This window comes from Nostoc sp. MG11 (genome assembly GCF_014904695.1).
In the GTDB taxonomy this organism is placed as follows: domain Bacteria; phylum Cyanobacteriota; class Cyanobacteriia; order Cyanobacteriales; family Nostocaceae; genus Komarekiella.
This window is the reverse complement of sequence record NZ_JACXXN010000016.1, coordinates 105,628-120,463: the sequence shown is the minus strand read 5'-3', so window position 1 is coordinate 120,463 and position 14,836 is coordinate 105,628. Positions and strand designations below refer to the sequence as shown.

At 42.8% G+C, this 14,836-nt stretch carries 10 protein-coding genes; 5 read left to right on the top strand and 5 right to left on the bottom strand.

The features are described from left to right. Positions 1-68 precede the first annotated feature (68 nt). From rpsB to recG, 4 genes are all read left to right on the top strand, one after another. On the top strand, positions 69-854 hold the full coding sequence (rpsB, locus tag HCR01_RS21685; protein WP_193198138.1) for a 30S ribosomal protein S2: 786 nt from the start codon (positions 69-71) through the stop codon (positions 852-854). A 197-nt stretch (positions 855-1,051) separates the two neighbouring features. Beyond that, the gene (gene tsf, locus HCR01_RS21680) at positions 1,052-1,996 is read left to right on the top strand and encodes a translation elongation factor Ts (protein WP_193198137.1); all 945 of its coding nucleotides are present in this window, start codon (positions 1,052-1,054) and stop codon (positions 1,994-1,996) included. A gap of 238 nt (positions 1,997-2,234) precedes the next feature. Continuing rightward, the gene (locus HCR01_RS21675) at positions 2,235-3,095 is read left to right on the top strand and encodes a hypothetical protein (protein WP_193198136.1); all 861 of its coding nucleotides are present in this window, start codon (positions 2,235-2,237) and stop codon (positions 3,093-3,095) included. A gap of 92 nt (positions 3,096-3,187) precedes the next feature. Further along, complete coding sequence (gene recG, locus HCR01_RS21670) at positions 3,188-5,719, top strand: ATP-dependent DNA helicase RecG (protein ID WP_193198135.1); 2,532 nt, start codon at positions 3,188-3,190, stop codon at positions 5,717-5,719. A 206-nt stretch (positions 5,720-5,925) separates the two neighbouring features. Here recG and HCR01_RS21665 read toward each other — a convergent pair whose 3' ends face one another. Next, positions 5,926-6,978: a tellurite resistance TerB family protein gene (locus HCR01_RS21665; protein ID WP_193198134.1), complete on the bottom strand. Its 1,053-nt coding sequence runs from the start codon at positions 6,976-6,978 to the stop codon at positions 5,926-5,928. 164 nt (positions 6,979-7,142) lie between these two features. Beyond that, a complete protein-coding gene (locus HCR01_RS21660; RefSeq protein ID WP_193198133.1) occupies positions 7,143-8,417 on the bottom strand; it encodes a hypothetical protein in 1,275 nt (424 codons plus the stop codon). A gap of 627 nt (positions 8,418-9,044) precedes the next feature. On the opposite strand from HCR01_RS21660, the gene HCR01_RS21655 reads away from it, so the two are divergent. Next, complete coding sequence (locus tag HCR01_RS21655) at positions 9,045-10,973, top strand: alpha-amylase family glycosyl hydrolase (RefSeq protein ID WP_193198132.1); 1,929 nt, start codon at positions 9,045-9,047, stop codon at positions 10,971-10,973. 85 nt (positions 10,974-11,058) lie between these two features. Here HCR01_RS21655 and murJ read toward each other — a convergent pair whose 3' ends face one another. The 3 genes from murJ to HCR01_RS21640 all read right to left on the bottom strand — a co-directional run bounded on the left by murJ (position 11,059) and on the right by HCR01_RS21640 (position 14,796). Then, positions 11,059-12,663 (bottom strand): murein biosynthesis integral membrane protein MurJ, encoded by a 1,605-nt coding sequence (gene murJ, locus HCR01_RS21650; protein WP_193198131.1) that lies wholly within the window; start codon positions 12,661-12,663, stop codon positions 11,059-11,061. Positions 12,664-12,713: 50 nt separating this feature from the next. Beyond that, positions 12,714-13,220 carry a pentapeptide repeat-containing protein gene (locus HCR01_RS21645; protein ID WP_193198130.1) on the bottom strand — a complete coding sequence of 169 codons (507 nt, stop codon included), beginning with the start codon at positions 13,218-13,220 and terminating at the stop codon, positions 12,714-12,716. A gap of 64 nt (positions 13,221-13,284) precedes the next feature. After that, positions 13,285-14,796, bottom strand: a complete 1,512-nt coding sequence (locus tag HCR01_RS21640) for an LCP family protein (RefSeq protein ID WP_193198129.1) — start codon at positions 14,794-14,796, stop codon at positions 13,285-13,287. Positions 14,797-14,836 lie beyond the last annotated feature (40 nt).

Below are 14,836 nucleotides of genomic sequence, written 5' to 3'. Positions count from 1 at the left end.
TTCGGGTGTTTCCTAGTTGGAGACTACACCTGGGTGGAGGTTTAACCCGAATAGGAGTTCAAAAATATATGCCAGTCGTTTCATTGGCTCAAATGATGGAGTCTGGGGTTCACTTTGGGCATCAAACCCGACGTTGGAACCCGAAAATGTCTCCTTACATATACACCTCCCGCAATGGTGTACATATCATTGACTTGGTGCAGACAGCCCAGTTGATGGACAATGCTTATAACTACATGCGATCGCACGCTGAGCAAGGCAAGAAGTTTCTTTTTGTCGGCACTAAGCGGCAAGCAGCCGGAATCATTGCCCAAGAAGCTAGCCGTTGTGGTTCCCACTACATTAACCAGCGTTGGTTAGGTGGAATGCTGACCAATTGGACAACCATTAAAACACGGGTAGACCGCCTGAAAGATTTGGAACGTCGGGAAGAAACTGGGGCCCTAGATCTATTGCCGAAAAAAGAAGCCTCAATGCTGCGTCGGGAAATGGCGAAGCTTCAGAAATACTTGGGCGGCATTAAAACAATGCGGAAAGTGCCCGATATCGTCGTGATTGTAGACCAACGGCGGGAGTATAACGCAGTTCAGGAATGTCAAAAACTGAATATTCCCATTGTTTCTATGTTGGATACAAACTGTGACCCGGATGTAGTAGATATACCCATCCCGGCAAACGACGACGCTATCAGGTCGATTAAGCTGATAGTAGGAAAATTGGCAGACGCTATTTATGAAGGTCGTCACGGTCAACTGGATGCAGAAGAGGATTACGAAGATTACGACGGTGGCGAGTATGACGAAGACTACGACGAAACCGAGTATACTGACACCGTGATTCCCGACGAAGAATAATAATAGTGCTGAGTGCTGAGTAAGATAGAAATACTCAGCAGTTTGGATAGTTCTTAGTCCTGATTTTTAAGTTAGAAGTTGTAAGTTTTGAATAAAGAACTGATAACTAAATACTCAGGACTCAGGACGCAGAACTCAGGACTTATATTTGTTTGTGAGCGATTACAACTCGAGGTCAAGTTAGGAATTGAGGCAACATGGCGGAAATATCTGCAAAACTCGTCCAAGAGCTACGCCAAAAAACTGGTGCAGGCATGATGGACTGCAAGAAAGCGCTGAAAGAAACTGATGGCGACATAGAACAAGCCGCCGACTGGTTAAGAAAAAAAGGCATCGCTTCGGCGGGTAAAAAAAGCGATCGCATTGCAGCAGAAGGTTTAGTAGACACCTATATTCAGCCTGGTGGCCGGGTGGGTGTACTCATAGAAGTCAACTGCCAAACTGATTTTGTTGCTCGTAACGAAGCTTTTAAAGCTCTAGTTAAGAACCTAGCCAAGCAAGCAGCAAGTGCTGATAGTGTTGAATCTTTATTGGCTCAACCCTATATTGAAGATGAAAATGTGACTGTAGAGGAATTCATTAAGCAAACTATTGCTACGCTGGGTGAAAACATCCAAGTGCGTCGCTTTATTAATTATGCTCTACCAGAAGGCACACAAGGTAGAGTAGACAGCTACATTCACACTGGCGGTAGAGTTGGTGTGTTAGTTGAACTAAACTCCAAAACTGAGTCCGTAGCTGGCAAAGAAGAGTTCCAATCCTTGGCACGAAATACCGCTATGCAAGTTGCGGCTTGCCCGAATGTCGAGTATGTGAACGTAGACCAAATCCCCGCTGAAGTTGCTCAAAGAGAAAAAGATATTGAAATGGGGCGGGATGATTTGGCGAACAAGCCACAGAACATCAAAGAAAAGATTGTTCTAGGACGGATTGAAAAACGCCTGAAAGAATTGACTTTGCTGGATCAGCCTTACATTCGCGATCAAAGTATTTCTGTAGAAGACTTAGTGAAGCAAGTGAAGGCTCAATTAGGCGAAGACATCCAGGTGCATCGCTTTGTCCGTTACATTCTAGGCGAAGGTATCGAAAAGCAAGAAAGTAACTTTGCTGAGGAAGTTGCTGCACAAATGGGTACTAAGTAATTTTGGTCATTAGTTATTTGTCATTAGTCATTAGTCCTTAGTTTAAATGACTAGTGACTTTTTTAAGCACAGGTCAGGCAAATTACGCTGACCTGTATTTTATTAGTACTAAGTATGCTAGAGGTGATTAATATTTAATATCTTGTATCTAAAATCTAAAAATCTCTGGATGATTACTTCGTAATAAATTCGTACATTTGTACCATGTAATGGTTCATCTGGACAACAACGAGAAGATATGGCAAGAGCAATTGAGCGAATTGAGCGGGATATTGCAGGGTTGAAAGAGGCGATCAGCGCGATCGCAGTAGAACTACAAAACGCTTATGCTAGTTATCTAGCCACTTTAGGGCAAGCTGTACGGCAACAGCTAATTCTAGCGAGTTATCACCTCTGCACCCAAGGGTATCCTGAAAACTTCCTGAGTTTATCATTAAGTCAGCGGCAACAATTACAACAAGTTATACGCAAATTGAGTCAACAGGCGGCTGAGCAGTTACTCGCTTATATTAACAGTGAGGAAGATAAGGGAGATGAGGCAGATGAGGAAGCAGGGGAAGCAGGGGAAGTAGTGGGAGCAGGGGAAGCAGACGAAAGTAATTCTTCTTTCTCCCCCTCTACCCCCCTCTTTTCTTCTCCTGACCTTTCTAACCCCATAGAACTGGCAGAATGGCAACAGAACTTAGAGGAAGCCACGCAAGAGATACTGAAAAATCTTTCGCATAATGCTAATCTTTTATTACAAAAAGCTGAGATATTACCTAAAAAATTACCGGAACCAATTTTAGCAGCTGCGGCTGCTGCTGCATCAGAAGCATCTGCCGAGGTAATGCCAGGGCCGCCCAACCTATTAAATTTAGTAATTGAAATTGAAAATGAGCAGCAATCAGAAGATTCTAGCCTGACACAGATCATGGCTATTAACCTCCGGCTAGGAGAAATTGAATTTGCTGATGCGACACTCTCCTCTGAGCGCAGGCATATCCGCAATATTTTAGGTCAGCTAAACAAGCTAGGACGAGAGTATCAAAAAAGGCAGCGTGAAAAATCAATTGCTGAAGCTGAAGCCGCATGGCGTGCTAGTTGGTTTGAAGATTAATCAATAGTCCATAGTCCATAGTCCATAGTCCAAATATTGACTCTTGACTTTTGACTTTTGACTTTTGACTCTTGACTTTTGACTTTTGACCAATGACTAATGAAATACCAGACTGGATAAGATGGCAGAAAGCCTTGGCAGTAGAGGCAGAACATGGCTTTACAGACTTGCAGGGCAAACAATACCGCTTCAGTGAATTTCTCAGCCTAACTTTTGGTAAATTTCCAATAGTCTTGGCTGCAACTGAACGTCGCCGTTGGCATGAGCTAGCGGCGCAATTTGCTAACTATCCAAATCTGGGACTGGAAGATAGACAACATTTAGTAGCAGAAACTCGTAGGTATCTGTACCAACTACAGCAGGAGGAGGGGGAGCAGGGGGGTAGAGGGGCAGAGGAGCAGGAGATAGATTATAAATCCAAAATCCGTCTTGCAAAGTTTGCTACGCAGGGAAACCCTCCTTACAACTTTTCGCAAAATCCAAAATCTAAAATCATAGCTGAGGTGAGTCGGAGACTTGCCCCGAAAATTGACCAAAAACTTAGTGATTTACCAGAAATAGGCATCAGAAAAGCTGATAATTTGGCGCGTCTTGGTTTGTACACCGTGCGCGACCTGCTTTTTTACTACCCCCGCGACTACATTGACTATGCACGTCAAGTAAATATCCGCGAGTTGCAGGGGGGTGAGACGGTAACAATAGTGGCTACAGTGAAGCGTTGCAACTGTTTTACTAGCCCAAAGAATAAGAAATTATCAATTTTAGAATTAATACTCAAAGATAACACTGGTCAAATCAAAGTTGGCCGTTTTTATGCAGGTACGCGCTTTAGTAGTCGCGCTTGGCAGGAAAGTTTAAAACGTCGCTACCCAGTAGGTAGTATTGTGGCGGCGTGTGGGTTGGTGAAAGAAAGTAAATACGGCTTGACGCTGGATAATCCAGAACTAGAAGTTTTAGCAAATCCAGGAGATACAATTGAGTCGCTGAACATTGGGCGAATAGTGCCAATTTATACATTAACAGAAGGGATAGTAGCGAATATGGTGCGACAGGCGGTAATAGCTGTTTTACCTGCTGCGTCTCATCTAAAAGACCCTCTGCCAAGTGGTTTGCGACAGAAGTATAATTTGATGGAATTGAAAGATGCGATCGCTAATATCCACTTTCCCAACGATAGCGCCAGTTTGCAAGTAGCTCGTCGTCGCCTAGTCTTTGATGAATTTTTCTATCTGCAACTCGGTTTACTGCAACGTCAGCAGCAAGCAAGGGCAATTCAAACCAGTGCTATTCTCGCGCCAAAAGGTCAACTATTAGAGAAATTTCACGAAATCCTGCCTTTTCAACTCACTGGCGCACAACAACGAGTCATCAACGACATCCTCAACGACTTACAAAAACCCGTGCCGATGAATCGTCTGGTGCAAGGCGATGTCGGTTCTGGTAAAACTGTCGTCGCCGTGCTGGCTATTTTGGCGGCGATTCAATCTGGCTATCAAGCGGCGCTAATGGCTCCTACAGAAGTTTTGGCAGAACAGCATTACCGCAAGTTAGTTAGCTGGTTTAACCTGTTGCATTTACCAGTAGAATTACTGACTGGTTCTACAAAAATTAGCAAACGGCGACAAATTCACGCCCAGCTAGGAACAGGTGAATTACCCCTGTTAGTCGGAACTCACGCCTTGATTCAAGATCCTGTCAACTTCCACCAATTGGGTTTGGTGGTGATTGATGAGCAGCATCGCTTTGGGGTGGAACAGCGGGCGCGGTTGCAGCAAAAAGGTGAGCAACCCCATGTATTAACTATGACAGCCACTCCCATTCCCCGAACGCTGGCACTAACGATACACGGGGATTTGGATGTGAGCCAAATTGATGAGTTACCACCAGGAAGACAAAAGATTCAGACAACAGTGCTATCAGGTCAAGAACGCACCCATGCTTATGACTTGATCCGCCGAGAAATTGTTCAAGGAAGGCAAGTTTATGTGATTTTACCACTGGTGGAAGAATCAGAAAAATTAGATTTGCGATCAGCAGTGGATGAGCATCAAAAGTTACAAGAAAGCGTTTTTCCCGACTTTCAAGTGGGGCTGTTGCATGGTCGCATGAGTTCATCTGAGAAGGATGATGCAATTACCAAATTCCGCGACAATCAGACGCAAGTTCTGGTTTCGACTACTGTTGTTGAAGTGGGTGTAGACGTACCTAATGCAACAGTTATGCTCATTGAAAATGCGGAGCGATTTGGCTTATCACAATTGCACCAACTGCGGGGGCGTGTCGGTCGTGGTGCGGCTCAGTCTTACTGTTTGTTGATGAGCAGTTCTAGAAGTCCCGACGCTCAACAAAGGCTGAAGGTATTGGAACAATCTCAAGATGGCTTTTTCATTTCTGAGATGGATATGCGTTTTCGCGGCCCTGGACAAGTGTTGGGAACTCGTCAATCGGGAGTGCCAGATTTTACCTTGGCAAGTTTAGTTGAAGATGAGGAAGTGTTACTTTTAGCGCGACAAGCAGCGGAGAAGGTAATAGAGATAGATGCAACCTTAGAGCGTTGGTATTTGATGAAAGAAGAGTTGAAGTATCGGTATGAGAGATTGATGGGTGGGGCAATTTTGACGTGATTGATGTAAGCGATCGCTTTAATGAAACATTAGCCCTTTCAGAGTGGGTAAAAATCCTAAAAAATTTCCTGAATTTTGGACTTCTCACCTTAATGTCTTAGTGGTTCAACAATTGACTTTTTAACCAGTAAGAAGAAATATTATACCTTTCAAGGGCTAAATGAAACATTTAATATCTGATTATTGTCCAAGCCAGAATTTTGAGATTAAGTGAACTCTATAGTCTCAACAAACTCTAAAATATTCTCCTTGATGTTCTCAGCTTCTTCTTCTAAAGAGCCGGGGGTTTCGCCGTTAAAAAAGCTACGCTGGCTGCTAACTATATACAAAAATTCACCACTGATAAAGGTGATAAGCCCTCGATATGCATCTAACCTGATAGCAGTTCCGTTATTTTCTTGCTTGGAAATTGTCGAACCTTTTGGCATATTAACCAATACATAGTAAGCTCCCTCTAAAGTGTCTTCTAGATATTCAGTAAATTCCACCTGAGCATCTGGTATATTGGCAAAAATTGCCTGAGGTACATATTTGTCTACTAGAATTGATTGGAAATATTCTTCCTGTCCAACAGACTCTAGTTCCTCTATTTGATCTGGCGGTAGAGGATAATAATCGATTCTCAGCAATGTGCCAAAGTCATCGGAAAAGCCAACTACCCCTTCTTGACTCTGAATCTTGCCCCCCTGCTGAGAGTCAACTGGAATAGGGACTGTAAAGTTACCTAATGGCGACTTATAAGCTTGTTGGTTATAGCTTTCTACTGCTATTGTTTCATCTTCGTCATCTGCATATTCTTCATCTTCTGCTTCTTGAAAGGCTGCAATGACTTCCTTAATGATTTCCTCGGCTTCTTCATCTTCAAGTTCCAAAGCCTCTTGGAGTTTTTTAAGATAAGGTTCTTTCTGTTTGGAGATAGTAAGTTCTTCTTCGTCCAAAAGTACTATTACCCCAGCAGCAAAACCATCCAGTACTAGTTCATCTGAGAGAGATCCTTTTGCGGCATTAAACAAGGGGCCGAGTCCTTCGTCTTCTACAATGCCTATGAGCCTATCGACTATTTCTGTAGTTTCATCTTCTGAGTATTCCTCAAAGACCTCGAACTCCCAGAGGATACCTGCTAAGCTTTCTGCATCTACATCTTCAATGGATGAATCTGCAACTGCGGTGACAACTGCGATCGCTGCTACGGCTTCTTCTGGACTCAGTGACTCTTCTGATGTCTTTTGTGATTTAAAAATCTTGTCATATTTGGTCATAATTGCTACCTTAGCCAATGGCTTTCTAGTAATAATAAATTGAAAGTGTCAACGAGCAGTTTAGTTTAGTAATGCATTGAAGTTCCTACATCAGAGTTAGCAAGGCTGACTTAATGTCGCACAGGTGTGAATAAACCGTGTTGAAAGTGTATCTCCAGCGTTAATTAAGCCTTGCTGTAATCCGCTTGCTGTAAAAACTTCTGATTTCCTCCTCCATCTTTATTTGAGGCATACAAGAAGCGATCGGCGATGTTTTCGTAGAAATTTGGATCGATCCAGTAACAAAGGTGTCCTTGGACACCCCAGGATGCCTGATATTTCATTTCAACGTTATCTAGGTTCTCATAGTAATCCAGATGACCGCTGATTGGGTCTTGCAAATGGTAGTAATTGACCCAACGGACTTGCTCAAGTTTGCATTCTACTGGATTGTTGGTCAAGTACGAACTTTGTAGTGCAAATTCTGGTTTCACGCGAAAGGAGTTGAGGTGTTCTAACATCCGCTGTCGAATATATTGTCCTTCTTGTGCTACTTCTCGGAAGAAAAAGGCGATTTTGTCTAGTGGTGAACCAAAAGTAATCAGTCCTTGAATTTTATTCAGCAAGAGACTTTTTGTCTTATCTTGAGAAAGACTGGTTTCAATACAGAGAAGGTTCAATGTGTCGTAGGCAATACAACTACCGAGAGAATGTCCAGTCAGTATTACTTGGTCGTAATTTGCTTGCTTATCCTTGAGAATTGCTTTTAATAATGTTAAGGATTCTGTAACTATTTGTTGGCGAATCTTTTGGTAGGGTGATTTCCGGTCAGTAATGCTGTAAATGGCTATATCACCAACCAAATTAACTAAGGGTGGGGTAACAATTTGTTTACTTAGCTTCCAAGCTGATTGCAGAAAACGACCTCTGAGAAATGGGCCTACAAATGAAAGAATTAACCAAAGTCCCAGTCGCAATCCTGGATAAACAAAGTTAAATAGCCGTAGGAATATCGTGAGCCAGCGTAGGCGATATGTAAATAAGCTTTTCCTATTTTTATTAGCGAGAAGCGCATTTAATAAAGCTTGGTTTTCCTTCCGACTATAAAATTCAATTGTTCCATCAAGCGTCCGTTCTGCCCATTGCAACATCTCAGGTACACTAATTTTATTTTCTGTATTATGTGCCCAGTAGTATTCATGAACATCAATTAGCCAGTCTTGAGTGGTATCTGTTGAACTCAATCTCACAAAGCTTTCTGTCCAAATAGAGCCATTGGATAGTCTGCGCTTAGCAATTAAGTGTTCTAGCTTGAAGGGTAAATTCTGCTTATCAAAGTATTTGAGCAAGTTCTGAGCGAAATAGTCCACAGTTTCAAAAGGATTTTGTTCGCCGACACCGTGAATGAGCAAAAATGCTGTGCGACCCTTGGGAAATCTCATAATAGTTTGATTGGTCATATATGATTACCTTTTTTAGAGAAAATACCTTGGTCTTAATAGTTGACTCTGAGGTTCGAGTTGCCACTACTCTTTTTTCATCACAGCCTTTTCCAAAAGAACAAATGTTACTTGTAGTTACACTAGTCTGAAGATAAATTACTGAATATCATAAAAAATCTGATTATAAATTGTTTTAACACTTTTATAATTTCTCGCCTGCTCCAATGCCAAGAATATATATAGTTAGGATTGCTATTTGACAATATTTGCATCAATTAAATATTGACAATTGACCAGATTTATAGTTTGAAATGGCTAAATAGTAAAAATTGCGATCGCCACACATGATTGATCTACTTGAACTAAGACACAAGATAGCCTTAGTATTTCCCTCATATTACTTTGGCAAGATACTATAAATTTTTATTAAAAATCAAATTCCTCTAAATATCTGCTATATTTATTAATTTTTTTCCTCTAGCCTGTGAATTACGTCTATGGACAGAAATATAAACTAGCTAACGATAGATAGCTACACCGTGGGAAGGATGGCATAATACCGATGTTTGTAGTTACACATATACTCGAAAACCCTGTACTGTATAGTTCTACAGACGTGAATTATAGGAAATCCTGAGTTGTTTTATGGTCAAAACCCCTCCATCCCAGTTTTCACCAGATCAATACAAAGTTGATTCTGCAACAGAAAAAGTAGAAGCTCTTATACAGACCCCACCATCAGACACAGAAATCGCTCTAGAGTTTCTTTACACTAGGGATATTGAGTTTCGTCAGGAAACAATTTACTTTCTTGTAGTAGATCGCTTTCATGACGGCGATCCGAATAATAGCGAAGGTGAAAACTCAGAACTGTACGATCCCACTGGACAAGATTGGGGTAAGTACTGGGGTGGTGACTTGCAAGGTGTCATTGATAAATTGGATTATCTGCAAAACATGGGAGTAACTGCTGTTTGGTTAACTCCTCTGTTTGAGCAGGTTGAAGAGTTATTTGTTGGCAATGCGGCGCTACATGGCTATTGGACAAAAGACTTTAAGCGGCTCAATCCTCGCTACATTGGTGAAGGAGAAAACCCTTCTTTAAACGCGACTCAGGAAGAAAAAAATACAACCTTTGATCGGTTAGTTGCAGAACTCCACAAACGCAATATGAAGTTGGTGCTAGATATAGTCTGCAACCATAGCAGCCCTGATACTAGCGGCAGTAAAGGTGAATTGTATGATGATGGCGTCAAAATTGCTGACTTTAACGATGATGTCAATCACTGGTATCACCACTATGGTGAAGTGCAAAACTGGGAAGACGATTGGCAAGTACAGAATTGTGAACTAGCTGGTCTAGCAACCTTCAACGAAAATAATACTGAATATCGTGAGTATATTAAGTCAGCAATTAAACAATGGCTAGACCGGGGTGTGGATGCACTACGGGTGGATACTGTTAAGCACATGCCCATCTGGTTTTGGCAAGAATTTACTGGTGATATGAGTAATCACAAGCCAGATGTATTTATTTTTGGTGAGTGGATTTACAGTAATCCTAGTGACGATCGCTCTGTTGAATTTGCTAATCACTCTGGCATGACCATGCTAGACTTTGGGCTGTGCGTAGCAATTCGAGCAGCATTAGCACAAGGTTCAGAAAACGGCTTTCAAACAATTCAATACATCTTTGACCAAGACTTTCGCTACAGTGGGGCTACAGAGTTAGTCACCTTTATCGACAACCACGATATGCCTCGCTTCCAATCGCTGAACCCCGATCCAGCGATGCTTAAGGTGGCGATCGCCCTCATTATGACATCTCGCGGCATTCCCTGTATCTATTACGGTACAGAACAGTATCTACACAATGATACTGATGGCGGGAATGATCCTTACAACCGCCCGATGATGGAAAATTGGGACAAGGATAGTGAGGTTTATCGCTGTATCAGGCTACTGTCTGGATTACGGCGACTAAATCCCGCTGTGTCGATGGGTAGCCACTGGCAAAAATACCTGACACCCGATACTTATTGTTACGTGCGTCGCTATCGTGACTCTGTGTGTTTTGTCGCCCTCAATCGGGGAGGAGAAGTCACCCTAGCAGAAGTAGAAACAGAATTACCCGATGGAGAACACACCTGTGTTGTGACTCGCAACAAGTACGAGGTCAAAAACGGTAAGATTTATAACTTGCCACTTGAAGAACGGGGAGTAATTGTTTTCAGCCACGTTGGGGAGCGAATCAAAGGGCAAACTATAGTGCGCGTGCAACTAAATGGAGTGAATACCCAACCTGGCGAAACCATTGTTGTGACTGGAGACTGTCCAGAGCTAGGCAACTGGGATATCAGCAAAGCATATCCTCTAGAGTATATCAACTCAAATACTTGGTCTGCCGAAATTCCCTTTGATGAGAGTGCTGGTAAGCTGATTGCTTACAAATATGCCATGTGGCGGCAAGGGCAATCGCCTCTGCGCGAAAATCTCGTTAACCGCCGCTGGGTGATTGCGAAAGAAGGCACTGTTAAATGGCGTGATACTTGGGCGTCGGGACGAGAATCGTAGAATTTATAGAATAATACGGTTTGGTTAAAGGGGAAAAGTAAAAGGAGAATTTGAATTTCCCCTTACCCTTTTCCCATTCCCTTTGTTATTTCTTCAAAAAACGCTGACGTAGACGAGATATAAAACTATTCACCTCTGGTATTTTCATCCATGAAGCGATCGCTGCAAACACAGCGATCCCCACGAAGCCAGATATACATAACTGCAATAGCAGAATTAGTAAACCTTCTTTATCTAGTAACTGCTGACAAATAACAAGGGTGAGAAAGCTTGCTAACCCAGCGACGACGCTACCCGCAGTTAAACCCAAAATTGGCACACTCCACTCACGCCAGGGTAAACCGTTGAGTTTGCGATCAAGCAAAAATAACAGCATCAACATTGAACTACAATTTACGCCTACTGTTGCTAACACCAAACCGGGAGCACCAAAAGGCCCAACTAGAGCCCAATCTAGTGCGGCGTTGAGGAAAATATTAAAAGTACTAATGCGAAAAGGTGTCTGTCCATCACCCAAAGCATAAAACACCCGCACCAAGACATCACGCCCCAAATAGGCAAACATCCCAATTCCGTAAGCGATTAGCAGCGATGAAACTAATTTTGTGGCATCTTGTGTGAAAGCACCCCGCTCATATACTATTTTCACAATGGGTACAGCTAGCACCACCATCAACGCCCCTAAAGGCAACATAGTAAAAGCAGTCAGTAGTAATCCTTGACGAATACGTAGTTTGAGAGCAGGCCAATGTTCTGGAGCGGCAAGTTTGGCAAATATCGGTAATAAAGGCAGCAAAATGATGTTAGAAATAATGCCTAGGGGAGTCTGCACAAGCAAATTGGCATAGTTAAAGCCCGCAGCAGCACCAGGAATAGGACTAGCAAAATAAAGGACAGTAGCAAAGTTAATCGGCATCATGCCTGAAGAAATAGTCGCCGGAGTCATAATTTTTATGGCTTCTTGGACACCGGGAGATTTAAAATCAAACCGCAGACGTAATGTCCCAAGTCCCAACCGCCACTGCACAACTAGCTGCACCAACCACTGAAGAATTGCCCCAGCTAAGGTTCCCCAAGCCAATACCATGCCACCAATAAAAGCGTATTCTGGCTTGATAATATCTTTGCCATGTTGGATTGACAAGATAGCAATGCCGATAACAACAGTAATACTTGATAATAGAGGACTAATGGAGAGCAGCCAGTACTGATTAGCTGCATTGAGAGTACCGAAGCCAATGCCAATTAAGCCGGAAAATAGCGCCATTGGGGCCATAATCTGGATTTGTTGAACTGCGATCGCTCTGGTTGTCGCATCCAACCCATGACCGACAATATCAATGATCGCATCTGCCAAAAAAATCTGAGCAACTGTCACCAGCAACAGCAATCCAGCCACCAGCGTTGTTACTGTCTCTACCAGGGAAGCGGCTTCTTCTCGCTTGCGCTTGGCTAATACGCTAACAATCGCACTGTGTATTGGCCCATTGACGCCACCTAAGATTGTAAATAGAAAGCCAGGGATAACGTAGGCATAACTATAAGCAGTAGCAGCAGCACCAACACCAAAAGCGGCAGCGATCGCTTGCTGCCGCACTAAACCAAAGATTTTACTAATTAATGTGGCTGCGGCAACAATACCAGCAATTCCAGCAAAAGAACGAGAAGGTTTTTGTTCTTGTTGTGTCACGAATATTAAGTTATCAGTTATCAGTTATTCAGTTATCAATTATCCGTTGACTAGCGACATCCTAAACTTTCTCGCGTGGAAACACCTGTCACTGGATTGATCCCATCAGCTTGTTTGCACATGAGCGATACTTGATAGCGGTCAATCAAAGCATCTGTAAAATCAGCGCCAGTGATATCAGCATCGAAAAAGCGGCTGCGGGTTAAAGTTGCTTCTGTAAAAATGGCATTTTTCAGGTTTGCACCATCCATAGTGACGCGATCGACTAAAGCACCCGTTAGGTTCGCGCCTTCTAAATTTGCTTTTAATAAAACTCCTTTAGTGAGAATTGCGTTTGTTAAATTGGCCCCTTGGAAATTTGTACCCCGCATTTCTGCCGCTACAAAGGTTACGCCTGCCAAATCAGCGTTAGAAAAGTCACGATTCTCTAAATTGATATTGTTATAGTTAATTGTGTTGATTTGAGCAAAAGCTGGTTTTGAACTAAGTAATATCCACAGCCAAGCCAGCATCAAAATCACAATCAAACTGAAGCATCGAACCAAAATCTTTTTCATAACTTTATTTTTTGAGTCAAAAGTCCAGAGTAATTAATTTTGACCCTTGACCCTTGACTCTTAATTATTTCCAATCTTTCCCAATACGGATTGTCAGGTCAGATTCTAAATCCCCGATCGCTGACACCTCTATTTGACCCAAGCCTAAGACTTTTTGCAAGTCAACTCCTACTCGTCGGTTCCCTTTTTGAACAACAATTTGAGTTTGACGTTGGGTATCAGGCCAATCAGGTGCTTTGTAAATATTAGTAAAGCCTTTCTGTTTGAGATAAGCAATAACTTTTTCAGTTAGCTGAGGTTGATTAGAAGCATTTTGAATAGCAATTTTGAGGTTAGGAACCCGGCGCATATCTGGCTTTAGACCAGGTACATTCACCCCAACATAATCATTCAATAGGCTCTGTTGTCCAGTCATGTTTAGCCAATAGCTATTAGGGTCTTTGCTAAAACGGCTAAATGCACCAGGCAACACGGTCATTTGAAAATTATCCCGCTCTAGGTTGAGGCCAAAGTTCACCAACGCCATCATTTCTTCCATCTTCAGGTTGGTGTCAAAGTATTTTCGCATTAAGCGAGTTAATTGAGGCAACCTGGGTAAGACGGTAGGACTGTTGAGACGTTGCAGCAATGCTGCTATTAGTGCTTGTTGTCGCTGCACTCTTGGTAAATCTCCTAACCCTGTTTCGCGGAACCGGGCAAACTGTTCTGCCTGTTCACCGTTTAGAGTTTGCCAGCCACTAACTAAATCAATCGACAGCCGACTGGCGGTGTCTTTATATTCCATTGATTTGGGAACAAACACCTCTACCCCGCCTAACTGATCGACTAACTGCCGTAAGCCACTGGTGGATATACGGATATAGCGATCAATTGGTGCATTATTTAAGGTACGGCTGACTACTCGTGCTGCCAAGACTGGGCCGCCTTGGGCATTGGCATCCGATACTTTAGTTAATCCTTGCTCTCCCTTTTCGGGGATCGCGATCATCGTGTCTTTGGGAATCGAAAGCACACGTACAGATTTATCGCCGGGGTTTAGCCGGACAAGCAGCATAGTATCACTTTTACCAGCAAAGCTTTCTGGTGAACCATCAACAGTACCCCTAACTGGTTCAATCCCCATAATTAAAATATTCATCGGTCGTGATAGCTGGTACTGAGAGAGTTTGCTCCATAACTCCCCAGGTAGTGGCATTTTTTGCTCATCTTTACCAGCAGTCGCTAAATCTTCATCTGTTCGATCTAAGTTGCTCCATAACGGAGTCCATAGCGCTAAAGTCGAAACTAGTAGCCCAGATAAGATGATTCCTAAGACAACCGTCAATATCCACAACAGCCATCGAGGCATGGTCAAGCCCAGTCTCTCAGAAAGCTGGTTGGGAATCGCGCCCACAGATTCGATAACGCTACGGGAACTATTTTCTGGTGGTATTACCTCGGCCTCTGAGTCTGGCGCTGGTGCAGGCGTTACCTGATTTTCCGTCTTTTGAACTTGTTGCGATCGCACCTCATTTTCAAATTCTGCTATTTGCTGAGATGTGACCGGATTTTCCGACCATTTGACTTGTTTGATCACGATTATCTCCCCACTCAACCACTCCCTAAAAGTATGTTAA

What these genes read in the sequence shown, in the direction of transcription:
- HCR01_RS21675 (WP_193198136.1), top strand. Translation starts at nt 2,235, where the DNA reads ATGGCAAGAGCAATTGAGCGAATTGAGCGGGATATTGCAGGGTTGAAA.
- recG (WP_193198135.1), top strand. Translation starts at nt 3,188, where the DNA reads ATGACTAATGAAATACCAGACTGGATAAGATGGCAGAAAGCCTTGGCA.
- tsf (WP_193198137.1), top strand. Translation starts at nt 1,052, where the DNA reads ATGGCGGAAATATCTGCAAAACTCGTCCAAGAGCTACGCCAAAAAACT.
- HCR01_RS21660 (WP_193198133.1), bottom strand. Translation starts at nt 8,417, where the DNA reads ATGACCAATCAAACTATTATGAGATTTCCCAAGGGTCGCACAGCATTT.
- HCR01_RS21645 (WP_193198130.1), bottom strand. Translation starts at nt 13,220, where the DNA reads ATGAAAAAGATTTTGGTTCGATGCTTCAGTTTGATTGTGATTTTGATG.
- HCR01_RS21665 (WP_193198134.1), bottom strand. Translation starts at nt 6,978, where the DNA reads ATGACCAAATATGACAAGATTTTTAAATCACAAAAGACATCAGAAGAG.
- rpsB (WP_193198138.1), top strand. Translation starts at nt 69, where the DNA reads ATGCCAGTCGTTTCATTGGCTCAAATGATGGAGTCTGGGGTTCACTTT.
- HCR01_RS21655 (WP_193198132.1), top strand. Translation starts at nt 9,045, where the DNA reads ATGGTCAAAACCCCTCCATCCCAGTTTTCACCAGATCAATACAAAGTT.